Raw genomic sequence first — 25105 nt, 5'->3', positions numbered from 1 at the left:
TCAATTACCAGAGATCTCCTTTTCTACTTCTTCTTTATAATTTCTGCCGATGGGGATTTGATGGTCACTAATCACAACCCTGTTTTTTTCTATCCGACTGATCTTATCTTTAGCCACAATAAACGATTTATGCACCCGTATAAATCGCGTAATTGGGAAAATTTCATGCATTGACTTTACTGAACCCTTGATAACAATTTTTTTATCCGGGGTATAAATAATGGCATAGTCTTTTAATCCTTGTATATATGTTACTTCGTCAAAAAACAACTTTATCCTTTGTACGCCGCTCTTAACAAAAATAAACTCGGGTGTATTTGAGCTGGCTTCAAAACTGGCATTATGTGCTTGTAAAGAAAGAAAATCCCGAACCTTCTCAATAGCCATCCTGAAACGGTTAAAGGCAACTGGTTTTAATAAAAAATCAATTACCCCAAGTTCAAATCCTTCAAAGGCGTAGTTACGATAAGCGGTTGTAAATATGGTAAGCGGTGCGGGCGATAGTGATTTAAGAAAATCGATCCCATTCATTTCAGGCATTTCAATATCTAAAAATATAGCATCAACTTCATGATTAGCCAAAAATCTTAAAGCATCCCAGGCGTTATTAAATTTGCCATCCAGTTGTGCATAAGGGATCTGCTTCAAATGTTCTTCAAGTACATCTTGTGCCAGCGGTTCATCATCAATAATTACGCATCTTATCATCAAAAAAGTATTTTCATTAAAACGTAGTATTTATCTGTACGGTCATTTATTTGAAGGGAGTGTTTTCCGGGATAAAGCAACTGCAGCCGTTCTTTTAAATTTGATAAGCCAATGCCGCTATTATGCCCGGCTTCAATAAAATTTAGCTTATTGTTCTCTATGCTAAAAATGACGGATTGCTGTTCAATTGTGATGTTTATATGTAAATAAGCATTATCTACCGCTTTACTTACCCCATATTTAAAAGCATTTTCAACAAGCGGCAACAGAAGGAAAGGGGCTATACTATGCCCTTTGGCAGTGCCGGTAATATTCAATTTTATATCAGCATGGTTACCCTGTCGCAATTTCTCCAGTTCAAGATAATTTTCAAGGTAGCTGATCTCTTTTTTGAGCGGTACATAGGCCTCGTTACTTTCGTAAAGCATATATTCCATCATGTCAGATAGTTTAAGCACCACATCGGGCGCCAACTCCGACTTTTTAAGTGTAAGCGAATACAAATTATTTAGCACATTAAACAAAAAGTGTGGATTAATCTGCGACCGCAGATAATTAACCTCGGCCTGTAGTTTTTCAATTTTTATTTTTTGAAGTATCCGGTTTTGCTCATACCAGTCAATACTCAATTTTAATGACACTGTTAATATTAAATACCATGTGGTGCTTAAAATATTATAGGAGATAGCTGAAAAGGGTATTGATCTTTTTGTTGGCCCAAGTATATATCCAAACAGGTACAGATCATAAATACTTTGGATGAAAATATAACCAAGAATGCTTAAAACAACCATTACAAAGTAGCCAAAGTATTTACCGCGCAGTAAAAATTTGGGCATAAAGTAATAAAGGTTTAGATATGCAATGCCAACTAGTAACGAAATGCGCACCACAGCACATTCAATAAAGTTGGGGAGCCCGCGTTTTTGAATTAGATACGTCCTGTCGAAAAGAAATATGATGGTAACTACAACCCAGAAAGCTACATGGATCCATTTTGTTTTATAATGGTTTAAATTTCTATGCCGGTTTTCAGTAAATGATAGTGCCATTTTTAAAAATAACAGGAATTTAATGGTTAGCGATTTTTTATAGAGCAACGGCGGAAAAAGTAGACCAATTGACTTGCACAAAGGTCCGTTTAATTATACAAGTTACTCATATATTTGCTATTCGTCTATTTTTTAGGTACTTAGTATACTTTTTTTTAACCGGTGCTATTTCCTGTTTTCTTTGTATTACTGAAACTCAATTACCAATAAATGAAAAAAATATTATTTGTTACACTGATAGCCTGCTTTTTAACGGGAAGCTCTGACCTTTTACTGGCCAGCAAGGATCATGGATCTTATTCACTGCAAACAGAGGGACAGGTATTGGGGATTTATTCCGGAAGCAGCCCGTGCGGTGACTTTGTGAAATCCCTGTTCAATATACCACTGAATGACGATTGCGACCGGATAAAATGGAACATTACACTTTACCAGGATTCAAAAACGCTCCACCCAACTACATTTAAACTAAGCTGCATAGTCGGAATGAAGGAGCAAAGCGGTCCTGGTTTTATTGGCGGGGGTAAAAAGGCTGAAGCTGAGGGCAGATGGATAATTACAAAAGGCACAAAAGCAAACCGCAATGCTGTAGTTTATCAGCTTAATCCTGGCAAAGGCAAAAGCGCTATATTTTTTGTAAAGATGGATGATAATATCCTTCATTTGTTATACAGTGATAAAAGCTTGATGATAGGTAATTCCGGATGGAGCTACACCCTTAACCGGATTAAAAATTAACCATGAAAAAGATGAAAAAGGCCTTTATTTTATTTTTGTGCTTCTTTTTATTTCAAATCAGCTTATACGGACAGGCGGGTGAGGTTGGTAATGTTCCTGCAAAAAACACTTCCCGTCTGCCATTACCCGCAGGGCCATCTGTTGTTGGGGTTTTTGACGGGAGAAGCCCCTGCCAGGAAATGGCAAAGCAATTGAATGAGAAAACAATTCCTGAATGTACAAAAATAAAGTGGCGGCTTGTTCTTTATCAGGATCCTAAAACTTATGAGCCAACAACCTATAAACTGGAGGGATTTGTATATCGAAACCCGCCACGCGAAGGAAAATGGACAGTAATCCGCGGCACAAAAAACGATCCTATGGCCATAGTTTACCAGCTTGATCCTGACAAACCTGATCGGTCAATATATATTTTAAAAGCTGACGATAATGTGCTCTTTTTTATGGATAAAGATAAGAACCTGATGGTTGGTAATAACGATTTTAGCTATACTTTAAACCGAACCGGGGAGTAATTCAGTAAAACGAATGAAGTCTCCCTGCTGGTTACAGGGAGACTTTGTTTTTATATAAATATTGAACTATTCAATACCTGGCCGTGCAATTAATTTGTAGCTCCACCATTCACCAACAAGTGTTGACCGTTTACAAACGATGAAAGGTCGCTTGCGAAGAATTCGGCTGCATTGGCTACATCCTCTGCTTCGGCCAGGCGCCCCATCGGGCAGCTGTCAAGCAGTTGTTTCCTTAATTCAGGATAACTGCCGGCTTCGGCAAAGATGCCCGAATGATCAACTGCAAATGGGATGATAGAATTAACCGTAACACCTTTATGGCCTATCTCCTTTGAAAGAATATCAACCAGGTAACGTGGTGTAGTTTTGCTGCCGCCATACACTGCCATTCCGGGCACAGGGAACGAGGTGGTACTTGATGCAATATAAATGATCCTTCCATTGTTGGTTACATTTTTTGCAGCCTGCTGCATGGTGAAGTAGGTGCCTTTGGTATTGATGGAAAACACCCGGTCAAATTGTTCTTCGGTAAAAGCTGTAACCGGGGTTTCAACCAACTCGATGCCAGCGTTGGCTACTACTATATCTATTTTGCCAAAGGCTTTCTTAGCTTCTTCAAATAACCTTTCAATATCTGCTACTTTGCTTACATCTGCCTGTACGGATATTACCTTTACGCCCATAGCTGTAATGTTGCTCACCACTTCATCTGCCGATGCCTTGTCTCTTGAATAATTGATAACTATATCTGCACCCAATGCTGCATAACGTTCTGCAATTGCTTTTCCTAAACCCCTTGCTGAGCCTGTTATTAAGGCCACTTTATTTTTTAAACTATTCATGATATTTTTTTTGATTACACTGATTTTTGAAATGATTTCACCGATTTTCGGTTGATGATTATCTCTGATTTTTTTCTTGATTCCTGACTCCTGATCTCTTGCCTCTTCCTCAAGCCATTGCACCGCTTATGCCAATATTCTGCGCACTGATCCATTTAGCATCGTCGCTGGCAAGAAATACTACAACCTTTGCAATATCTTCTGGTTCGCCCAAGCGATTAAAGGGTGATAATGATGCCAGGCGGTCAATTACTTCCTGAGGTTTTCCTTTCATGAACAACTCGGTATTTGTTGGACCGGGAGAAACAGAATTTACGTTGATACCCCTTGCGCCTACTTCCTTAGAGAACACGCGGGTTAATTGCTCAACCGCTGATTTTGTAGCTGAATAAGTTGAATAAGTGGGCAGCATGATACGGTTATTGGCTGTTGAGAAATTGATCACACTACCATTATCAGCCAGCTTGGTAGCAGCTTCGCGCATGGTGTTGAAGGTGCCGCGAACATTGATATCAAACTGGCGGGTAAAATCTTCGTCGGTAGTATCTTTCAGTAATTTGGTTATCATAATACCGGCATTATTTACCAGTACATCTATGTGGCCGTAATGAGCAATGGCTGCATCAAACATAGCCTTAACCTCGTCAGCTTTACTAACATCAGCCTGTAAAGCTATAGCAGCCCCGCCTTGTTGTTTTATGCTGGTTACTGTTTGCTCAGCCGCTTCCTGGCCGCCTGCATAGTTAATAATTACTTTAGCTCCGGCTGCTGCCAGTTTGTGGGCTACTGCTGCACCAATGCCTCTTGAGGCACCGGTTACTAAAATTACTTTGTTTTTTAAAGTTTCCATAATTCCTTTGTTTTAATTTGATAGAACAAAGGTCGGTCGTGGCGGAACCCAAAAAGGACGGATATTAAAGCATTACATACAAATATCTAAGATGTTGCAGTGCTATGCTGTTTGCGGAACAAAACAGGGGAGAGGTCGGTGTATTTTTTAAAGTAACTGCTAAAATGCGTTGCCTCCGAAAAACCCAACAGGTAAGCAATTTCCTTTATGGAGATGGTTGAGTTTTGAAGGAGCGATTTTGCCTCGGCAATAGTTTTTTCAGCAATCCAGGTGCTGATGGCTTTACCTGTTTTGCTTTTAATTACATTGCTTAAATAATTAGGGTGCAGGCTTTGCTCATCAGCATAATCCTGCAGCCTGAGAACCTGGTGTACTTTACCACTTCTTAAATCGCGGTAATGCTTTTCAAGGTTCATTTTAAATGTTTTAACGATTTGTGAGCTTCGGTTACCTTCGTATATCGGATTATAATCTTTCCAGAAATATTCCTTTATTTTCAATAGCAATACAACAAAAAGGTTACCCATAACCCTTGTGCGATAGGGTGAATCTGAAATGTAAGCGTTTTGGATCTGCAGGTACAATTGTTCAAATTCTGCAAATACCGCGGGTGCTAAAACTCTTGGTTGTACCGTTTCAGCCAGTAGAAAAGGAAATTCCACGAAAACATCGGGATGAACATTCTCTTTTAAAAATGATTCGCTTAAAGTTACCAGGTATGCGTCCTGGATCTCAAGCCAAACATGCGATTTATAATGACCGGGATTAGTAAAGTAAATAGTTCCCGGCACGGTATTAAAACACAAGTCATCAGTAGTGTATTTTCCGTGGGCATTTTTTGCAAATACAAAGGAAAAGAAATTAGCTCTATATACAGGTGATGTAAAGGGGAGATCAAGATGAATATCTTTCAGGTTATGAATGGTGAAATCTGTTTTTTCATCTATCCCCTCAATTGGCAGGCCGAAATGGATGTATTGTTTTAACAGGTTATCAAAAGCCAACTTTTTCTCTGTTTCTTTCATCGATATAAAAATAACAAAATTATGCAGTTGCATTTATTTACAGCCCAATATTATCGTTCAAATTCGAACGCTCCTGTATATCATAAACGAACATTGTTTATACCTAATGCTAAGTAAAGTGATGATTATTAACTAGTTATTTATGTGGTATATTTATTGCGACTTATACCAAGTTGAATTTAATACCAATTATATCATGAAGATTATTTTTACAGCAGTACTATTCTTTGCTTTTTGCAATTGTTTTGGCCAGCAAAACAAGGCGGATGACTTTAAAGTAGTTAACCGTACACTCAGTATAACTAATGATGGCTTGGTGATTCATTTGGATGAAGTTAATGATGATGGAAAAGCCTGGATAAAAGGAGCGAAGTTCACCAGCGGAAATATTGAATTTGATATAAAAGGAAAAGATGTTTTACAGCGAAGCTTTGTCGGGATTGCTTTTCATGGGGTAAATGATTCAACTTACGATGCTATATATTTTCGTCCCTTTAATTTTAAAACTGCTGATCCTGCAAGAAAAGCACATGCTGTACAATATATTTCAAGTCCGCAGTATGATTGGTCGAAACTGCGAACAGAGTTCCCCAATAAATATGAAAAACCATTAAATACACCCCCTGACCCTAACGACTGGTTCCATGTACGAATAGCAGTAAAAGGGAAAGAGATCAGTGTATTTGTTAACAATGAAACCAAGCCATCGCTTGTGGTTGAACAAATAGTACCTATAGATGGTGATATGATAGGTTACTGGGTTGGCAACGGCTCCGGCGGCGATTGGAAGAATTTAAAGATCGCCCAATAACTTATTCCGTTTCCGGATGTGTACCTATATATTGGTAAAGCTGTGAACCTGTAAGCAGAAACGCTCCAACACCATAAACTTCTGTACTATTTGCAGTAACCATATCGGGGCTGGCGCCAATGCGTTGCACATAACCAAGCATTCCATCCGGGTGAACAGATGATGTAAGCGCTGCCCAGGCTTTTTTAACCACGGGCCAGTATGTTTTTTTATCGAGCAGGTTATGGTTTAAACCCCAGGCTAAAGCGTAACAATAAAAGCCGGTGCCGCTTGTTTCTTTAGCAGGATAGCTTTCCGGATCAAGCAAGGATGCATGCCAGCTGCCATCCGGTTGTTGCAATGATGCTATTTTAGCAGTCAGGTCTTTATATAATTGCGCAAATTTATTTTTCTCTGGGTTACCAGCAGGTATATTTTCCATCACCCTAACCAATCCGGCCAGCACCCAACCATTTCCCCGCGACCAAAAGATCTTTTTACCGTTCTTTTCCTTTTTATTAAAATAGCTGCCATCTCTAAAATATAAATGCTCGGCAGGGTCATACAAATAATCAGTTGTTTTCCACCAAAGCTTAATAGCCGTATTTAAATATTCCGGGTTTTTTGTTGCTGTGCTTAGGTAGCTTAAAGCAGTAGGGCCCATAAACAAAGCATCGCACCATGCCCATTCCCTGGTTGCTATATTATTTTTCCATTCAAGTGATTCGTCATGTGGTTTATTAACGATACTATCTGCCAGTAAAATGAACGGAGCAATCATCTTTTTATCATGGTACTTAGTGTAAAGTAACGAGTATGTTTGCCCTACGCAATAATCATCCGCAGTAAAGCGGCCGGGGCCGGTATTCCATTTTAGATCGTTCCCTATTTTAACCAGTGCGTTTAAATATTTGTCGTTACCTTTTATAGCGCCCAATGCATAAATACCTGTATAACAAGCTGCATTCGTCCAGTCAACCGCAGGGTGATTGAACCCTTTGGTATTCCACTCATTAAGCTGCCATTCGGCCACTTTGTGCATTATGTTTAATATAGCTTTCTGTTTTAATATAGGATCCTGTTGCTGAGCAGAGCTATCAGCATAGAAAAATAAAAACAGCAGCACAATAAGTGGTAAATAAAAGCTTTTGGGTTTTAACAGGAACATTGTTCTATGATTTAGTTAGACAGGAGTTAAAGATAAGTGATTTTGTAATAAATTAGTTTTGGATAAATCGGATCTCTTTACACAAGACTTATTTGCAGGCATTCCTTGTCATCTACCAAGATTTGCAAGATCCTATTTTAATGGCCTATATTTGTATTTTGCAACAATATGCTGAATTATGGAAATCATATCCCTTGAAGAATTTTACCAGCAAACATCAACGCTGATCCCTGATGGTATTAACAAGGAAATCGGCCATTTTAATGTGTTTAAGGTGGATGATATTATCGCGAAATATAAGAAGAAACCGGCTATGCCTTATAACAGGCGTGCTTATTACAAGATCAGCGTTATTAGCGGCCGAAATAAAGCCGAGTATGCCGATAAGGAAATAAATATTGAAAAGAACGCGCTTTTATTTGCAACACCCAAAATTCCGTATAACTGGGTGCCACAAGACGATAACCAATTTGGTTACTTCTGTATTTTTACACACGATTTTTTAATCCAGAATAAAAGCGGCGTTGTATTGGATGAACTTCCTATTTTTCAGCCGGGAGGGTATCCCATATTTCAACTTACAGATGAGGAATCGGAAGAGATTACATTGATCTTCAAAAAGATGTATAAAGAGATCTCATCAGATTATGCATATAAATACGACTTGCTGCGTAATTATGTGCTTGAACTGATCCATTATGGGCAAAAACTACAGCCTGCCACCTCTTTATATCCACTACATACTGCATCTGCCAGGGTTTCATCTTTGTTTATTGAGTTACTGGAACGGCAGTTTCCCATTGAATCGCCGCATCAAAAACTTAGTTTGCGTACGGCTAAAGATTATGCTGAACGTCTTGCTGTACATGTAAATCATTTAAATAAAGTATTAAAAGAAAACACAGGCAAAACCACCACTGCTATTATAAGCAGCAGAATTATCCAGGAAGCAAAGATCCTGTTAAAGCAAACCGACTGGAATATTTCGGAAATTGCATATAGCCTCGGTTTTGAAGAAGTAGCTCATTTTTCTAATTTTTTTAGAAAGCAAACAACACTGGCACCTGTAGCGTTTCGTTCATAGGTTTCAGGATTTGAATTTTGCAAACATTGGATTGATGTTTGCAAACTACCCGCTATACCACGGTACTACCTTTACATCATCAAAATAAATAATAAGCAAAGATGAAAAACAGTAACAAAATAGCCCTGGTAACCGGCGGCAGCCGCGGACTGGGCAAAAACATGGCCTTAAACCTTGCAAAAAAAGGGATCAACGTGATACTTACCTATCACAGCAAAAAAGAAGAAGCACAAGCAGTAGTTGCCGAAATTGAGCAGTCTGGCCAAAAATCTGTTGCTTTGCAGCTAAACGCAGGCGATATTAAAAGCTTCGATACTTTTTTTACTGAAGTAAAAGCTACGCTTAAAAATGCCTTTGATACAGATCATTTTGACTTTTTAATTAACAATGCAGGTACCGGGTTGCATGCTGCGTTTGCTGATACAACAGAGGAGGAATTTGACCAGGTATTAAACATTCATTATAAAGGTGTATTTTTTCTTACCCAAAAAGCGCTTCCAATTATTAATGATGGCGGCCGGATCATTAATATCTCAAGCGGGCTGGCCCGGTTTAGCTACCCTGGTTCTTCAGCCTACGGATCAATGAAAGGAGCTGTTGAAGTACTTAGCCGTTACCTTGCGAAGGAGCTTGGCTCTCGGGGTATTGCCGTGAATGTTGTGGCGCCTGGTGCAATTGAAACAGATTTTAGCGGCGGCATGGTAAGGGATAATCCGGAAATTAATAAAACTATTTCAGGACTTACTGCCCTGGGCCGTGTTGGCTTACCTGATGATATAGGAGGGGTTGTAGCCTTTTTATGTACGGAAGATGCTAAATGGATAAACGGACAGCGTATTGAGGTTTCAGGTGGTATGAACTTATAATTCATTTATAAATTACTCGGCGGGTGGTATTACCATATTACCCTGCCCAGCTTTAAATTAAAACCAGTGAAAATAGTTAGCGGCATACTTATATTAATTACAGTATATTTTAGCCTTAGGCATGGTTGGGCTATTTTAACCATAAAACCCGGTGAAACAAATATGTTTACCCAGTGGAATATTAGCAGGGCAGTCCAAATTATTGTTGGTTTGTTAACACTCGCCGTAGGGCTAATGGTTTTGTTTTTCCCAACATTTTTTGCGGGCAATGTGATCAACGCCACACTTATATTATTAATTATGGCGTTGCATTTAAAAGATGGCAACCTAAAAGCCGCTGTTATTGAAGTCCCGTTTCTATTGCTTCCATTAGTAATGATCTGGCTGGGACATCCTTTAAAAAAATAAGGATTGATATATTTTTTATTTGCCAGGTATAACATCGGCCGGTTCATTGATTTTTTGAAAAAAATAGTGTTGGGGGAAAAATGTGCTATATGTGTCTAAATCTGTGCATTGAAAGTACTTCATTGCTGTTGTAATTTTGTTGTATCAATAAATGATAAACATTAAACAATAACCAAAATGGAAAATCAACCACAAACTAATTTTTCTGCACAGGTACAGAATTATTTAACTGACGAACATCTTTCAACACAAGTAAAAGCTTTTTTAAAGGTACTTAATTCAGGCGGCGATCCTGTTGAAAGCATGTCAAAGCAAGATGCACGTAATGTGCTGATCGGGGCACAGGCTTCAGTAAATGTTGATTATTCAGGAATTGAAGAATCTGAAAAAATAATAACTGCCGATGGTTACACAGTAAAGCTTAATATAGTAAGGCCTGAAGGTGTAAAGGAAAAGCTTCCCGTATTTATATTTATTCATGGCGGCGGCTGGATCCTGGGCGATTATCCAACCCACAAAAGAATGGTACGCGATTTATCAGTACTATCAGGCTTTGCAGGGGTGTTTGTAAACTACACCCCATCACCCGAAGCCCATTACCCGCAGGCAATAAAGGAGATCTACGCAGCAACCAAATGGGTAGCTGAACATGGCGATGAAATAAACGTTGATGGTACAAACCTTGCTGTTGTAGGTAACAGCGTAGGCGGCAACATGACTGCGGTAACTGCTTTAAAGGCAAAAGAAAATAACGGCCCTAAAATAAAATTGCAAATAATGATGTGGCCAATTGTTGATTCTGGCTTTGATACAGAATCATACAGGTTATTTGGCGAACAAAGATTTTTAACTACATCATTGATGAAATGGATGTATGACCAATACACAACAGACCTTAATCAGCGTAAGGAGATCTATGCTTCACCACTGAGGGCCTCTGTCGACCAACTTAAAGGTTTACCTCCCGCGCTTATCCAGGTAGCTGAAAACGATATATTGCGCGATGAAGGTGAGGCTTATGGCCGTAAGCTTGATGAAGCAGGTGTACCAGTAACAACAGTACGTTATAATGGCGTAATTCACGATTTCGGCTTGCTAAATGGATTAGCCGAAATCCCGCAAACAAAATCACTTTTTATACACGCTGCGGCTGAGCTTAAAAAGTTTTTAAAATAAATAATATTTAAGTGTAAACAGTTAAAAAACAGGCAGGGGTATACGTTATCCTGCCTGTTTTTTTATTAAACAAAATTGCCCGTATATTTATCTAAACATAAATCGGCATGAAAAAAATACTCTGGCTGTTTTTGCCTTTTTTACTATCGTCATTTCAAGCTATCAGTGCTGACAATTATAAATTTTACGGGCCGCTTATTCCCAATAAAATTTCTGACCAATATATACCTGCTTATTATCAAAAAATCGGCGGGCTTTTAGGATACAGGATGAATATAAATCTGGAGAAAAGATTGTTACAAATTGATTCGGCTACGCTGCTATCCGGATTTAAAAAAAGGCCGGGTTCACAAACCTGGATAGGTGAGCATGTGCGAAAGTTCCTGTTCTCAGCCTCAAAAACTTATGCGTATACACACGACCCAAGAATAAAACACCTGATGGATGATATGGTGCAAAAGTATATTGCCTGCCAGATGCCGGATGGCTACCTGGGCACTTACTTGCTAAAAGACCGCTGGACGGAATGGGATGTATGGGCGCATAAATATGCTATTATAGGTTTATTAAACTATTATTCTGTTACAGGATATAAGCCAGCGCTTGAAACCGCAGAAAAAGCAGCAGACTTAATTTGCCGCACATTTGGCGATGAACAAGGGAAAAGAAATTTGATGACTGCCGGCGAACACAATGGCCTGGCGCCCGGCAGCATTCTTGAGCCAATGGTTGATCTGTACCGTTACACCGGTGATCAGCGATACCTTGATTTTTGCAGATATATTTTCAGAGCTTATGAGCAGCCAGGCGGGCCTAAAATAATCAGTCAGCTTGAAAAGTATGGCGATGTGACTAAGATAGGAGATGCCAAGGCTTATGAAATGCTATCCTGCTTTTTAGGGATCTTAAAATATTATAAGCTAACCGGCGAAGAAAAATATTTGAAACTTTTACAAACCGCATGGACGGATATTACTAATCATCGCTTATATATTACCGGTACTTCAAGCGATCATGAAATTTTTATGGCCCCGGGCATTTTAAAGGCCGGAAACGAGAATAACATGGGCGAGGGCTGTGTTACTGTAACCTGGATCCAGTTTAATCTGCAATTGCTGCAAATTACTGGCAACCCTAAATATGCCGAAGAACTGGAAAGATCTGTATATAATCATTTACTGGCTGCGGAAAACCCGCAAACAGGTTGTGTAAGCTATTATACTGCTTTGCAGGGCGTCAAGCCTTATCGTTGCGACCAGGGCTTCTCCTGCTGTCTTTCGAGCATCCCAAGGGGGATTTCCCTGATCCCCGAAATGATGGGAGGCAAAATAAACAATGTATTTACGGTGCTGTTGTATGAAAATGGAGAGGCAACAGAAGATATCGTGGCTAAAGACAACTCGAAGATCAAACTTTATATAAAGACTATAACCAAATTTCCATTAGATGGCAAGATTGATTTTGTAATTAACCCATCAAAAGAAGCAACCTTTACTTTGAATTTCCGGGTGCCGGAATGGTCTGAAAACTTTACGGCTAAAGTCGGAGATCAAAAATATTATGGTACAAAAGGCCATTTACTAAGCATCAACAGAAAATGGAATGCAGAAGATCACATAAATATCTCTTTTGACATGCCTTTACAGGTAATACCCGGTGGTATATCTTATCCAAATTCAGTAGCTTTTAAAAGAGGCCCGCAGATCTTAGCTATCGACCAGGGGATTAATCCCGGAATAGACACATTGAACAAAGTAGTTTATGGCAGCGTTGCAGCCGGTTTATCTGATGCAAAAAAGACTCTGCCTGCCGATTGGGATTGGAAAGAAGCATACAGTATGGAAATGAAAGTTAATGATAAACCTCAAAAAGTAATAATGGTGCCTTTTTCAGAAGCCGGACAAAAATCTGCAAACATTGCGGTCTGGATAAATCAATGACTTTAATATTTGGATTGCTTGGTTTGAATTATGTAACTTTGTATCATGGCGCAAACAGAAACAATTGAGGAGTTCTACAAGAACAAGTTTAAGTGGTTACCGGATAACCTGAGCCAGGACATGGGTCACTTTAACGTTTTCAGGATAGAAGATTATCACCTGCCGAATGCTACACCAGTAAAATACAGCCGCCGCGATTTTTATAAGATCAGCCTGTTTAGAGGGAAAACCATTTATCATTATGCTGATAAAAGTATTGAGGTTGATGGTACAACACTCATCTTTTTTAATCCGCAGGTACCGTACACAATTGAATCAATATCAGGTGACCGAACTGGTTATTTTTGCATTTTTAAAGAATCGTTTTTTACCGAAATGCTGCGCAATAACATCCATGAGCTGCCTATGTTTACTACTGGTGGTAAGCCTTCCTATGCGTTAAACATAGAGCAGGATGAATATATAAGTCAGTTATTTGAGAAAATGATGAATGAAATAAAATCAGACTATAAATTTAAATATGATCTGTTGCGGAACTACGTAACCGAACTTATTCATTATGCACTTAAAGTAGCACCTACAGAAACACTTTACCAGCACCCCGACGCGAACTCCAGGATCACCTCGGTTTTTACCGAACTGCTGGAACGCCAGTTTCCCATCGAGTCACCTTCTCAGCGATTTACCTTACGGTCGGCAAAGGATTATGCAGAACAATTGGCGGTGCATGTAAATCATCTTAACCGGGCTATACGCCAAACTACGGGCAAAACTACAACCGATCATATTTTTGAACGGCTAACCCGTGAAGCAATTGCATTATTAAAACATACCAACTGGAATATCTCCGAAATAAGCTATAGCCTGGGCTTTGAAGAGCCTGCACATTTTAACAACTTTTTCAAAAAACAAACTACAACAACACCATCAGTTTATAGAATTGTTTGAATTTTGTAAGTATTGGTTTGAATGACGCAAGCGGTAAGCCTTCTTTGCGCCGTAATTTTGTTTTATCAAAACAACAAGATTATGGAAAACAACAAAGTATGGTTTATAACAGGAGCTTCCAAAGGGTTTGGACTAAGCCTTGTTAAGCAATTATTAGCTGCCGGACAAAAAGTAGTAGCAACATCCAGGTATGTAAGTAGCCTTGTTAAAGCAGTAGGCGAAGTATCTGACAACTTTTTACCCTTATACGTTAATCTTTCTGATGAAAAAAGTGCTGCTGAAGCTATTGAAATAACTCAAAATACATTTAAAAGTATTGACGTAGTAATAAACAATGCCGGTTATGGTATTGGAGGCACCATAGAGGAGCTAACTGATGAGGAAGCCCGTGAGAGCTTCGACATTAATGTATTTGGCACTTTGAATGTCATTCGTGCTGTAATGCCTTTTATGCGGGCACAGCAAGCAGGGCATATTATAAACATCTCGTCTATTGCAGGTATAGCCCCCGGAACCGGCTGGGCTTTGTATGCGGCAACAAAATTTGCGGTGATTGGGCTTTCTGAAGTTTTGGCTGATGATGTAAAATCAATGGGTATAAAGGTTACAGTGGTAGCTCCGGGAGCCTTCAGAACCAGTTTCTTAACGCCTGATTCATTGGTGATGACTAAAAATCCGATCAGCGATTACCAGGGCGTGCGAAATTCCCATGCCCGCTACCTTCAAATGGATGGCAACCAAATAGGCGACCCTGAAAAAGCAGCAACTGCTATGATAAATATCGCAGATGATGATAACCCGCCCGTTCATTTGCTGCTGGGGGAGGATGCATACGGAAGGGCAATGACTAAACTCGGAGTGCTTGAAAAAGAGTTTAAACTCAATGAGGAGCTCTCGAAATCAATGGCCTACCAGGGCTAGAACGCGAAGAGCACACAAAGGCCACTGAGCCTTTCTAAATATTAAACTAACTTTGCTTTTTTACAAAGTATGGTAGTTAGTATTTTAGGCTGCGGATGGTACGGCAAAGCCCTTGCAAAAACATTATTAAAAATTAACATTACCGTTAAAGGCTCGGCCACATCTCCTGAAAAGCTTGAACACCTTTCTAAAGCTGACATAACTCCATATCTGATTAATTTTAAAGCCGATAGTGAAGATTATGATCCTGAGTTTTTCAAATGTGATATATTAATAATCAGCATCCCTCCAAAAACAAGACAAGGAGAAGCAGGCGATTATCTGCCAAAAATTGAAAAAATTATTGGTGCAGTTCTTAAATATCAAATTAAGAAGGTTATTTATATCAGCTCAACTGCTGTTTATGGAGATAGCAATAACGAAGTAAATGAACTTAATGATCCGGAACCTGATACTGAATCAGGTAAAATATTGCTTGCGGCAGAAAATATTTTCCGGCATCAAACTGTATTTAAAACTACAATAATCCGCTTTGCCGGCTTAGTTGGCCCCGGGAGGCATCCCGGCCGTTTCTTTGCAGGTAAAACAAATATACCGAACGGCAACGCACCTGTTAACCTGATCCATTTGGAAGATTGTGTAGGTATAACCCTCACCGTAATTGAACAAGACGCTTTTGGGTATTTGGTGAACGCCACCTCGCCGGATCATCCACAAAAATCTGATTTTTACTTGCAGGCAACATTACAAGCCGGATTAATGCCCCCCGAATTTATAAATGAGTTAACCAACTGGAAACTAATAAATAGTGTATTCTTACAAGAAGTTTTAAATTATGAATTTAAAGTACCGGAATGGCAGAACTGCACATTTGATTAATCATTGATCTTGATTTTGGCTTTAATTATAGAGTCCTTTTGTGCGTTACTAAGCTTGTAATTATAATTGAACATTGAGCTTTCCCAATCTCCATATGATAAGTTAGGGATTATAATATATTTATCGCCAAATTTCCTTTTTAGCTTTTCTGTTAGAGCTTGCCTGTTTTTTTCTATAGGATGATCATCATATAAAGCATCAAAATCAGGCAGATTATCGCCGCACAATAATACAATCTCGTGTGTTTTTAAAATATTCAAACGGCGTGTCTCTTTGCTTGATGACGTTGTCTTTAGTATTACATGTGTATCATCGGCATAAGGTAAGTGGTATAATTTAAGGTTCTTTATTGTTCCCGGTCTTTCGTCTTCCTCGCGGTTTGTGACATAATAAACAGCTACTCCTTTTGAAGCCGCATATTTAAAAAACGATGGTGCCCCGGGGACTGTATCGCAAATGCCTTTGCTTGTCCATTCCTTCCATGCTTTAGCATCAAATTCGCCGTTGTTTAATGCTCTTTGCGCATCATAAGGGCTATTGTCAAGCAAGGTCTCATCAATATCAGTAACTACGGCAAATGGTTTTTTATGATGTTTCTTTAAAGCGGCATCCAATCGTAGCCTGGCAATGTTATAGGCCTGGAAACAGAGCGCCTTGTATTCAGCGGCTCGCTGCTGGTAAAGTGAAGCCCATACTTTGCCACTGTTAGCGATTGAGGCGGGTAAGTTTTGCTCACTTTGTGCAAATGCACCACAAAATAAACAACTCATTAAAACAAGTAAAAAGCATTTTTTCATAAGCTGGTATTAATAATGTGTAAATGGAGCGTAAAGATAAAGAATACAGATTGTTTGGTAGTATAAAGAACGTTTATAATGACTGTTAGAACGGATCCTGATTATATTGTAATTGTTACTCCCCAAAATACCTCGTGTGGTATAAATATTGTACTTAGTTGTATATTCACATACTTAGATTTTATCATGAAAATATATCAGCAGGCACTGCAGCTTAAGGAGAGAAAGCGGGGATTTCATTTAATAACTTCTGAAGTTACTTTGGCACTGCCACAGATCAGTGAACTAACCGTAGGTGTGTGCCAGGTATTTATTCAGCATACATCGGCATCTTTAACTATCAATGAAAATGCCGATCCAACTGTACGTAAGGATTTTGAAACCTACTTTAATAAAGCTGTAAAGGAAAATGATCCGGATTATCAGCATGATGATGAAGGGCCTGATGATATGCCTGCACATCTTAAAGCTGCCATATTGGGTAGCTCGGTAACTATTCCGGTACGTAACGGACGTCTTGCCCTGGGCATATGGCAGGGTATTTACCTGTGTGAGCACCGCGATAATGCAAGGCCAAGAAATATAATAGTTACTGCATGGGGAAGTGACGATCAATCTATTGGTTAAGCTTTGATTATTTCCATAGTATTAGTATGTAATATTCATGTTATTGTTAGCAAAATTCAGTAATTCGGTTAAATTTGAATTATGAATTCAGTAATCAAAATCTCCTTTAAAAGCCTGGTTCTTATAACATGCTTATGTTTGCAGGTAATTATTTCAAAAGGTCAGCAGGCTCCGGTTGGTAAAACAGATATAACAAAGTGGCAATACGGAAAAAAAGGAGCGGTTTCCCTTACTTATGATGATGGATCCATAAACCAGTTTAATTATGCTTTGCCCATAATGGAACGCCTTAAGCTACCTGCTACTTTTTTTGTGATAACAGGCGGCATTCCGGGTTCAAAATATCATGGTAAGTTTATTGGACGCCCGGTAAAAACTATTATTAAAGAATCCGCAACTATCCCTACAAATGATAAAAATTTTTTGGAGCGTTGCTCTGCAGGTGGATACTTAGGTTACAAAGGAACCATCACCTATGTTACCAAAGCCGCAAGCCTTTATGATAATGTTAAAAAGCAAGAGGAGGCTTTTAAGGTAATGGATGAGCTTTATGAAAAAGTGCGCAAGGGTGATTTTCAACCCGGCTACCAGCCTTGTGATGAAGTATTGCAGGAAAATGGCTTAACCTGGGACGATTTAAGAAACTATGGCGCCCGTGGGTACGAGATTGCCAGTCATTCCATTACACATGCAAGCATGCCGGGGTTAGATTCGGTAAACATTCAGTATGAACTTGAAAAAAGTAAAGAAGAAGTAAGGGACAAGATGGGGGGTAAGTATACTTTTTCATCGGAAGTACCCTATGGTTATGAAAATGAAAGGGTAATGAAAATTGCCTACAAAATTTACCCGGCGCTGCGTAACCGCATGCCCGAGCCATGGCTTAAAGAAATTGATCGCGCAAGCAAACAAACCCCTGGAACTACTGATAAAGATTACATTCAATGGCAGCGCGGCGCTACTACCAAAACACCACTTTCTTTGATGCAGTCGTGGGTTGATACCGCTGTTGCAAAAAATAATACATGGCTGGTTTTGGTATTTCATGGGGTTGATAATTTAGGATACGAGGCTTTGTCCCATACATTGCTTGACGAATATTTTCAATATATAAAAAATCAGCAGGAATATTTATGGATAGCAACTTTTGGCGATGTAACCAAATATATGCGCGAGCGGGAACATGCCGAAGTTAAAAGTGACCAAAAGGATAGTAAAATAACCGTATCTCTTTTTAATCCGCTTGATAAAACAATGTATGACTTGCCTTTAACCTTAAAAACCTATGTATCTCCTGACTGGAAAAAAGTATGGATTTGGCAGGGAAAGCGCATGCAAAGGGCTGACGCTGCTATGGATAATAAAGGTACCTATGTTTTATATCAGGCATATCCTAATGGAATAGCTTTGACATTATCAGGGAAGGAGAATTGAGTTGTTGTAAAGGTTGTAAATGTTGTAAAAGTTGTAGATGTTAAAAAGGCAATAAATTTACAACCCTTACAACCTTACAACGTCACAAGGAACTCCATCGTATCGACATTATCAGCGTAATCCCACAGCGCAGGCTGCTGGCTCATGCCGAAATCAACTACCTGGTTAGTTATCGTTAATGGCGCAGTGCTGACTATACATTGTATATTATCACTTTGTTGTTGTAACAGGTTTTGTGCCGATTCAAGGTCATCATAATATTCATAAAATAGTACAGCCAGAGGAGAAGCTAACGCGGGGTATTCTTTTAACAGCAGGAACCCATTATCAAGGTGCTGTTCATTTCCCACCAGGTAAATTGACCTGTTATAACCGTAATTATTGTTGTATTTATTATGATGGATGATAGGCTGGTAAACTTCTATCGACTCAAAAAAGAAATTAAAATTATAACCTTTGGGTACAATCAACTTTGATACATTCCGACAGCCAAGGCCGAAATAATCAAAAATATCATGCCCTAACTTATATAGTTGCTCTGCCGTTTCATTACCGGTTAGCAAGGCCACGCTGTTACGGTTTTTTCGGATAATGTTGGGCACCTTGCCAAAGTAATAATCAAAATAACGCGAAGTATTATTACTGCCGGTGGCAATGACGGCATCGAAACTTTCAAGCCTTTCAACAAAACTATATTGACCGCTAAAAGACGGCTCAATATTAACCAACATTTGCAGGATGTGTTTTATGAGTCGTGAATCTTGTGATGATGATTTTATCAGGGCAAAATTCCCGGTTACAAGCACACATAACACGTCATGAAATCCAACTAAAGGGATATTTCCGGCTAATATCAGGCCAATCTTTTTAATAGGCTTGTTTTCGCTAAAGTTATAGCTGTTAAGCCATTGTGTTAAATCAGCTTTGTTTAACATTTTTCCGATAGCTGTTACAGCTTCACTTACACTTTCGGGTGTAAACCATGCGTTGTATTGTTTTTCGCTGCTTATTATAGCTGAAAGCTCTTTGTTTGGATCAGATAATTGTATTCCCAGTTCAGTAAATAGTTCTATTAGCCTTGTTTTATGAAATTTTGACATATATATGGTAAGGATTGAAACCCTTAAAATCTTTTTTTGTTATATTTGCATGTTTGTTAATTGCAGGCAAAGTTAATTGAGATTATAAGATATAAAGAACTATGGCGATTAAAATCACCGATGAATGTATAAATTGCGGAGCTTGTGAACCGGAATGCCCTAATAATGCTATTTATGATGCCGGCGCCGCATGGCGTTTTTCTGACGGCACAGGATTAAAGGGCATTATTGATTTTGGCGATGGTAATACATTGAGCGCCGAAGAAACACAGGCTGCGTTATCTGATGATATCTATTATATAGTTCCCGATAAATGTACTGAATGTGTAGGCTTTCATGATGAACCTCAATGTGCCGCTGTGTGCCCGGTAGATTGCTGTGTGGATGATGAAGATATACGCGAAACAAAAGATGAGTTATTGGCCAAAAAAGAATGGCTTCACATGGGTGAGTAACAAGTCTGTTACAATTAAAAAAAGGGGACAGTATAATAATACTTTCCCCTTTTTTTGTACGGCGAAACATTAAACCTGCTGTTTCGTACACAGCCTGATTTATATGGAATACGGTATTTGCAATCTTTCTGTCATCCCACTACGGGCCGAAGCTAACGATAGGAGTGAGCAGGTTTCGCAGATTTTATTTGGCGAAACATTTGAAATTGCTGAATGGAAAGATAACTGGGTTAAAATTGTAACCTCACTTGATGATTACCCGGGTTGGATAGGGCGATTGCAGTTTAATATGCTTGGCCACCTGGCGCACAAACGGATTAAACAAACGCCGCCTCCAATAACCCATCGGGCTGTAACACAGGCCTGGAAAATAACCAACAACAGCATATTATATCTTCCCATGGGTAGTTGCCTTTCCTTTTTAGAAGGCACAACCTGCCGTATAGGCGATGAAAAGTTTGAAATAATAGGAGAAATCGGTGAAACGGAAAATATGGCTGTTACCGCTACCTCCTTTTTAAATACACCTTATTTATGGGGTGGGCGCACACATTTTGGTATTGATTGTTCTGGTTTTACACAGGCAGTGTTTAGGTCGCAAGGTATTAATTTATTGCGTGATGCCTGTATGCAGGTGGATCAAGGCTACGATATAAATCCTTTGCATGATGCTCAGCTAGGCGATTTGGCTTTTTTTGAAAACCCTGAAGAAAAAATTATACATGTTGGTATAATGCTGAATAATGAGCGGATTATTCATGCTTCTGGTAAGGTTAAAATAGATACAATTGATGAAAAGGGTATTTATTCAGAAGATCAAAAGCGGTATACCCATAAATTAACAACGGTTAAAAGAATATTTTAACTGTCAAAATCAATATCCCATACAATTACTTTTTTATCATCGCTAACAGATATCAGCTGATTGCTGTTCCATGCAAGCTTATTTATGGATAACTGGTGACCCGCGTACCCTTTTTCACGGCTGATAATTTTGTACAATTTAAAATCATCTGCCCCCCATATTTTTATACTTTTATCCATGCTTCCTGTAGCAAAGTAGGGAAGGGAAGCATGAAAAACTATGCTGTTTACAGCAAATAAGTGAGCTGGGATGTTATATACGAGGTTATAAGAAGCTGTATCCCATATTTTTACCTGGGCATCGCGCCCGCCTGATACCAGGAACCGGCCATCAGGAGCATATTGCAGTGAGAAAACAGACATGGTATGCCCATGTAAGGTTTTAAGCAGGGCATAATCTTCCAAATTATAAATATGGATCTGATTATTGCGACAGCCAAATGCCACCTGCTTTTCATCAGGAGATATACTGATGCATCTTACTGTATCGTCCGAAATTTTAACAACGTGCAGCATCGCCAATGTATCGAGGCTCCAGATGGATACAGTCCCGTCTTCTGACGCAACTAATAACTCCTGCTTATGACTAACAGATTTAACATCAAATATTGGTTTTTGATGATGTTTAAGCGGAGGAAGTAATTGCTGCTTTAAAAAATCAAACACTAAAACATCACCATTGCGTAAACCCGTGAACAAAAGTGGGAAATTAGCGGATCCGTGAATTGCATATATAGAAGTAGCAACCGGAAACATCACTTTTATAAAAGCATTATCCTTCAAACTCCATTCCACCAGACCCTTGTCATTGCCTCCGGTAAACAAGATCCCGGGCTTTTGCGAAAGCTCAAGCGTAAATATGGGATTGCCGTGGCCGGTTAGTTCAGCTGTTTTTTCTACGGTCATATTTTTAGTCGATGGTACATGGTCGATAGTCCATAGCCACCCATAACTTGCTATGGACTATCGACTATTAACTTATTTATGTCTTTCCTCTAAATTCTTAGCTATCTGCTCCAGGCTTAAACCCTTTTCGCGAAGCAAAACAAGCAAGTGAAAAATTAGGTCAGATGATTCATTAATTAAATCGGTTTCAGTTTCGGCAAGTGCGGCAATAACAGTTTCAACACCCTCTTCACCAACCTTTTGTGCAATTTTATTTAAGCCTTTCGTGCGGAGTTTATTTATGTACGATCCTTCCTGCGGGTTTTGGTATCTGTCGGCAACTATGGCTTCTAATTGCAATATAAAATTCTGATTATATTTTGTTTTAAAGCAACTGCGCGAACCTGTATGGCAAGTTGGGCCATCTGCTTTAACTTTAATGAGCAGGGTGTCATTATCGCAATCAAGATCTATGCTTTTTACATGCAGAAAGTTGTTGCTTGTTTCGCCTTTTGTCCAAAGCCTGTTTTTTGAACGGGAAAAGAAGGTTACTATATTCTCCTGTAAAGTTTTATCATATGCTTCCTGGTTCATATAGCCAAGCATCAGCACTTCCAGCGTTTGCTCATCCTGTATAATAACAGGTATCAGTCCGCCCGTTTTGTTGAAATCGATGTTCATATTTTTTTTTCACCCCTGCCTGTGTCTCCACGGGCAGCATGTATAATGTTATTTGAAAGTTGGCTGTGAAGACACAGCCAACGGGAATGCGAGATGGAACTATATTTCCCTTACCTCAATATTATTCTGTTTTAATATCTTTTTCAAATCTGGTATCAAGATTTCACCATAATGAAATACTGATGCGGCCAATGCCGCATCAACCTTGCTTTGCTCAAATACATCAACAAAATGCTGTACTGAGCCTGCGCCGCCCGAAGCAATTACAGGGATATTTACCGCACTATTTACCTGTTTTAAAAAACGATTGTCAAAGCCTGCCTTTGTGCCGTCATGATCCATAGAAGTTAAGAGGATCTCCCCGGCACCCCGGCTTTCAGCCTCAAGGATCCAATTCAATGTTTCTTTTTCAGTTGGCAGTCTACCTCCATTTAAGTGTACAATATTTTTACCAGCAATAACTCTTGTGTCAACCGCAATTACCACAAACTGAACACCAAATGCCTTAGCCAGTTCATCAATTAAAGCAGGGTTCCGTACGGCAGCCGAATTAATGGAGATCTTGTCAGCTCCGGCATTTAAAAGCGCATCAGCATCTGCAATTTCATTGATACCGCCACCAATTGTGAAAGGGATATTTATTTGCCTTGCTACCGCCTTAACAAGCTCAACCATTGTTTTACGGCGCTCAACAGTAGCTGTAATATCAAGGAACACCAACTCATCGGCCCCCTGCTGTGAATAGTTCCACGCAAGCTCAACCGGGTCGCCGGCATCACGCAAATCGACGAAGTTTACGCCTTTCACGGTACGCCCGTCCTTTACATCCAGACAAGGGATTATTCGCTTTGTTAGGCCCCCCGACCCCCTAAAGGGGGAGCTAAGCGTTTGTTCAATTGTATTCAATTGTCTTCGGTAATTATTTTTTATATCGGATTATCTTCCCCCTTTAGGGGGTAAGGGGCCTCTTAAATTGATATTAAAGAAGAAAGGTTCCATTCCTTCACTTCTTCAACAGTAATATGTCCTTCATAAATGGCTTTACCCACTACGCACGATTCAACTTTTATATGGCTTAATTGCTCAACATCAGCCATTGAGCTAACTCCGCCTGATGCGATTAATTTTATAAAGGGAGAATGATCCAGTAGTTTTCTATACAGATCAATACCTGCACCGCCAAGTTTGCCATCTTTATTAATATCGGTACATAAAAATCTAAAGAAACCCAGCTGAAGGCATTTATCAACATAATCCTTTAGTTTAATAGGTGAACTTTCCATCCAGCCAGAGTATTTAATTACCTCATCCAGCACATCAATGGCAATAACCACCTGGTCTGAGCACTTATCCCGGCCGCAAACTTCCCTGCTAAGTTCAGGTAAAAATGACGGATTGGTAAGGGCCTGTGTGCCTACAATAACACGATGAACACCCGAATCTATTAGCTCTTTAACTTTTTCAATACTGCGGATCCCGCCGCCATATTGAACTTTCATGTCTGTTTTATGGATCACATTAAAAAGATATTCCTGGTTAGAGAAATCGTTTTTTGCGCCGTTTAGATCAATAATGTGAATGAAGTTAGTGCCGTTCGATTGATATTTTTCTATCATTTCCTCTAAGGAAACATCATATTCTGTAACCTGTTGGTAGTCGCCTTCACGTAACCGCACCACCTTTTTGTTCAAAATATCAATTGCAGGAATAATGTACATGGTTTTAAATTTTTGAGAAGTTTTTTAGTAAGGTTTCACCATATGCACCAGATTTTTCGGGATGGAACTGTACTCCATAGAAATTATCCCGCATAATTGATGCCGAAAACTTGTTGCCGTAAGTTGTGGATGATAAAGTATATTCAATATTATACTCAATAAAGTATGAATGTACAAAGTAAAAATGCGAACCGTTAGGAATATTTTCAAAAAGTGCATTTTCCTTTTCAGGGAAGACCTGGTTCCAGCCAGTATGCGGCACTTTACGATCCTCATTATTCGCAAATTTAAGAGTCTTAATTGGGAATAAATCAAGGAGTTGTGAATCGCCTTCTTCTGAATAAGATGTAAGCAACTGCATCCCCACACAAATGCCCAGAATAGGTTTGGTAAGCGACTTTATTTTAGGAACAAGCCCCGTTTGCTCTAACTTATTCATAGCTGTGCCCGCATGCCCTACACCGGGAATAATATAACGATCGAACTGTTCAAAATCTTGCTCTTTATTTATCATTCCATAAGGAATACCCAGTCGCTCCAAAGCGGCAGTTAATGAGAAAATGTTCCCGGCGCCATATGTAATTATTCCTATCATAGTTTTAAGTAGCAGTAGCAGTAAGTAGTAGCAGTAAAT

The 25105-nt window shown here is 39.2% G+C and carries 28 protein-coding genes; 15 read left to right on the top strand and 13 right to left on the bottom strand.

Features of this window, described 5'->3' with window-relative positions:
• Together JWQ54_RS04950 and JWQ54_RS04945 are read right to left on the bottom strand one after the other, a co-directional pair.
• On the bottom strand, positions 1-708 hold the full coding sequence (locus JWQ54_RS04950) for a LytTR family DNA-binding domain-containing protein (protein WP_299581108.1): 708 nt from the start codon (positions 706-708) through the stop codon (positions 1-3).
• Positions 708-1760, bottom strand: a complete 1053-nt coding sequence (locus tag JWQ54_RS04945; protein WP_299581105.1) for a sensor histidine kinase — start codon at positions 1758-1760, stop codon at positions 708-710. The genes JWQ54_RS04950 and JWQ54_RS04945 overlap by 1 nt, the downstream gene beginning before the upstream one ends.
• Before the next feature lie 210 nt (positions 1761-1970).
• On the opposite strand from JWQ54_RS04945, the gene JWQ54_RS04940 reads away from it, so the two are divergent.
• Together JWQ54_RS04940 and JWQ54_RS04935 are read left to right on the top strand one after the other, a co-directional pair.
• Positions 1971-2498: a copper resistance protein NlpE N-terminal domain-containing protein gene (locus JWQ54_RS04940; RefSeq protein ID WP_299581102.1), complete on the top strand. Its 528-nt coding sequence runs from the start codon at positions 1971-1973 to the stop codon at positions 2496-2498.
• Positions 2499-2500: 2 nt separating this feature from the next.
• Positions 2501-3013 (top strand): hypothetical protein, encoded by a 513-nt coding sequence (locus JWQ54_RS04935; RefSeq protein WP_299581099.1) that lies wholly within the window; start codon positions 2501-2503, stop codon positions 3011-3013.
• Between the two features lie 89 nt (positions 3014-3102).
• On the opposite strand, the gene JWQ54_RS04930 is transcribed toward JWQ54_RS04935, so the two are convergent.
• The 3 genes from JWQ54_RS04930 to JWQ54_RS04920 all read right to left on the bottom strand — a co-directional run bounded on the left by JWQ54_RS04930 (position 3103) and on the right by JWQ54_RS04920 (position 5730).
• Entirely contained in the window at positions 3103-3855 is a 753-nt protein-coding gene (locus JWQ54_RS04930; protein ID WP_299581096.1) for an SDR family oxidoreductase, read from the bottom strand.
• Positions 3856-3964: 109 nt separating this feature from the next.
• Positions 3965-4705, bottom strand: coding sequence for an SDR family oxidoreductase (locus JWQ54_RS04925; protein WP_299581093.1), 741 nt, complete (start codon positions 4703-4705; stop codon positions 3965-3967).
• Positions 4706-4791: 86 nt separating this feature from the next.
• Positions 4792-5730, bottom strand: coding sequence for an AraC family transcriptional regulator (locus tag JWQ54_RS04920; RefSeq protein ID WP_299581090.1), 939 nt, complete (start codon positions 5728-5730; stop codon positions 4792-4794).
• A 196-nt stretch (positions 5731-5926) separates the two neighbouring features.
• Here JWQ54_RS04920 and JWQ54_RS04915 point away from each other — a divergent pair, with 196 nt between their 5' ends.
• Positions 5927-6541 (top strand): hypothetical protein, encoded by a 615-nt coding sequence (locus JWQ54_RS04915; RefSeq protein ID WP_299581087.1) that lies wholly within the window; start codon positions 5927-5929, stop codon positions 6539-6541.
• Position 6542: 1 nt separating this feature from the next.
• Here JWQ54_RS04915 and JWQ54_RS04910 read toward each other — a convergent pair whose 3' ends face one another.
• On the bottom strand, positions 6543-7688 hold the full coding sequence (locus JWQ54_RS04910; protein WP_299581084.1) for a glycoside hydrolase family 88 protein: 1146 nt from the start codon (positions 7686-7688) through the stop codon (positions 6543-6545).
• A 178-nt stretch (positions 7689-7866) separates the two neighbouring features.
• Here JWQ54_RS04910 and JWQ54_RS04905 point away from each other — a divergent pair, with 178 nt between their 5' ends.
• The 8 genes from JWQ54_RS04905 to JWQ54_RS04870 all read left to right on the top strand — a co-directional run bounded on the left by JWQ54_RS04905 (position 7867) and on the right by JWQ54_RS04870 (position 15910).
• Positions 7867-8772 (top strand): AraC family transcriptional regulator, encoded by a 906-nt coding sequence (locus tag JWQ54_RS04905; protein WP_299581081.1) that lies wholly within the window; start codon positions 7867-7869, stop codon positions 8770-8772.
• A gap of 101 nt (positions 8773-8873) precedes the next feature.
• Positions 8874-9638, top strand: coding sequence for an SDR family oxidoreductase (locus JWQ54_RS04900; protein ID WP_299581078.1), 765 nt, complete (start codon positions 8874-8876; stop codon positions 9636-9638).
• A gap of 66 nt (positions 9639-9704) precedes the next feature.
• A complete protein-coding gene (locus JWQ54_RS04895) occupies positions 9705-10046 on the top strand; it encodes a hypothetical protein (RefSeq protein WP_299581076.1) in 342 nt (113 codons plus the stop codon).
• A gap of 177 nt (positions 10047-10223) precedes the next feature.
• The gene (locus tag JWQ54_RS04890) at positions 10224-11222 is read left to right on the top strand and encodes an alpha/beta hydrolase (protein ID WP_299581073.1); all 999 of its coding nucleotides are present in this window, start codon (positions 10224-10226) and stop codon (positions 11220-11222) included.
• 107 nt (positions 11223-11329) lie between these two features.
• Positions 11330-13162, top strand: coding sequence for a beta-L-arabinofuranosidase domain-containing protein (locus tag JWQ54_RS04885; protein ID WP_299581070.1), 1833 nt, complete (start codon positions 11330-11332; stop codon positions 13160-13162).
• A 45-nt stretch (positions 13163-13207) separates the two neighbouring features.
• Positions 13208-14110, top strand: coding sequence for an AraC family transcriptional regulator (locus tag JWQ54_RS04880; RefSeq protein ID WP_299581067.1), 903 nt, complete (start codon positions 13208-13210; stop codon positions 14108-14110).
• 81 nt (positions 14111-14191) lie between these two features.
• Positions 14192-15031 carry an SDR family NAD(P)-dependent oxidoreductase gene (locus JWQ54_RS04875; RefSeq protein ID WP_299581065.1) on the top strand — a complete coding sequence of 280 codons (840 nt, stop codon included), beginning with the start codon at positions 14192-14194 and terminating at the stop codon, positions 15029-15031.
• A 69-nt stretch (positions 15032-15100) separates the two neighbouring features.
• Complete coding sequence (locus tag JWQ54_RS04870; protein ID WP_299581063.1) at positions 15101-15910, top strand: SDR family oxidoreductase; 810 nt, start codon at positions 15101-15103, stop codon at positions 15908-15910.
• Here the strand turns inward: JWQ54_RS04870 and JWQ54_RS04865 are convergent.
• Complete coding sequence (locus tag JWQ54_RS04865) at positions 15907-16707, bottom strand: 5'-nucleotidase, lipoprotein e(P4) family (protein ID WP_299581060.1); 801 nt, start codon at positions 16705-16707, stop codon at positions 15907-15909. The two genes, JWQ54_RS04870 and JWQ54_RS04865, sit on opposite strands and share 4 nt — an antisense overlap.
• Before the next feature lie 186 nt (positions 16708-16893).
• Between JWQ54_RS04865 and JWQ54_RS04860 the strand changes: the two genes are divergently transcribed.
• Positions 16894-17334, top strand: coding sequence for a secondary thiamine-phosphate synthase enzyme YjbQ (locus tag JWQ54_RS04860; RefSeq protein WP_299581057.1), 441 nt, complete (start codon positions 16894-16896; stop codon positions 17332-17334).
• Positions 17335-17415: 81 nt separating this feature from the next.
• Positions 17416-18768 (top strand): polysaccharide deacetylase family protein, encoded by a 1353-nt coding sequence (locus JWQ54_RS04855; RefSeq protein ID WP_299581054.1) that lies wholly within the window; start codon positions 17416-17418, stop codon positions 18766-18768.
• Positions 18769-18842: 74 nt separating this feature from the next.
• Here the strand turns inward: JWQ54_RS04855 and JWQ54_RS04850 are convergent, their stop codons facing one another.
• Positions 18843-19868, bottom strand: coding sequence for an acyl-CoA reductase (locus tag JWQ54_RS04850; RefSeq protein ID WP_299581051.1), 1026 nt, complete (start codon positions 19866-19868; stop codon positions 18843-18845).
• Positions 19869-19969: 101 nt separating this feature from the next.
• On the opposite strand from JWQ54_RS04850, the gene JWQ54_RS04845 reads away from it, so the two are divergent.
• Both JWQ54_RS04845 and JWQ54_RS04840 read left to right on the top strand, forming a co-directional pair.
• Positions 19970-20323: a 4Fe-4S dicluster domain-containing protein gene (locus JWQ54_RS04845; RefSeq protein ID WP_299581048.1), complete on the top strand. Its 354-nt coding sequence runs from the start codon at positions 19970-19972 to the stop codon at positions 20321-20323.
• Between the two features lie 103 nt (positions 20324-20426).
• Entirely contained in the window at positions 20427-21188 is a 762-nt protein-coding gene (locus tag JWQ54_RS04840) for a C40 family peptidase (protein ID WP_299581045.1), read from the top strand.
• On the opposite strand, the gene JWQ54_RS04835 is transcribed toward JWQ54_RS04840, so the two are convergent.
• The 5 genes from JWQ54_RS04835 to hisH all read right to left on the bottom strand — a co-directional run bounded on the left by JWQ54_RS04835 (position 21185) and on the right by hisH (position 25066).
• Entirely contained in the window at positions 21185-22093 is a 909-nt protein-coding gene (locus tag JWQ54_RS04835) for a WD40 repeat domain-containing protein (protein WP_299581042.1), read from the bottom strand. The two genes, JWQ54_RS04840 and JWQ54_RS04835, sit on opposite strands and share 4 nt — an antisense overlap.
• A gap of 72 nt (positions 22094-22165) precedes the next feature.
• Positions 22166-22753, bottom strand: a complete 588-nt coding sequence (gene hisIE / locus JWQ54_RS04830; RefSeq protein ID WP_299581039.1) for a bifunctional phosphoribosyl-AMP cyclohydrolase/phosphoribosyl-ATP diphosphatase HisIE — start codon at positions 22751-22753, stop codon at positions 22166-22168.
• Positions 22754-22852: 99 nt separating this feature from the next.
• Positions 22853-23650 carry an imidazole glycerol phosphate synthase subunit HisF gene (gene hisF, locus JWQ54_RS04825; protein ID WP_299581402.1) on the bottom strand — a complete coding sequence of 266 codons (798 nt, stop codon included), beginning with the start codon at positions 23648-23650 and terminating at the stop codon, positions 22853-22855.
• Positions 23651-23721: 71 nt separating this feature from the next.
• On the bottom strand, positions 23722-24471 hold the full coding sequence (locus JWQ54_RS04820) for a 1-(5-phosphoribosyl)-5-[(5-phosphoribosylamino)methylideneamino] imidazole-4-carboxamide isomerase (protein ID WP_299581036.1): 750 nt from the start codon (positions 24469-24471) through the stop codon (positions 23722-23724).
• A gap of 4 nt (positions 24472-24475) precedes the next feature.
• Positions 24476-25066 (bottom strand): imidazole glycerol phosphate synthase subunit HisH, encoded by a 591-nt coding sequence (gene hisH, locus JWQ54_RS04815; protein ID WP_299581033.1) that lies wholly within the window; start codon positions 25064-25066, stop codon positions 24476-24478.
• Positions 25067-25105 lie beyond the last annotated feature (39 nt).

The sequence above is a fragment of the Mucilaginibacter sp. genome, assembly GCF_028288225.1.
In the GTDB taxonomy this organism is placed as follows: Bacteria; Bacteroidota; Bacteroidia; order Sphingobacteriales; family Sphingobacteriaceae; genus Mucilaginibacter.
This window is presented reverse-complemented; position numbering and strand designations above follow the sequence as displayed.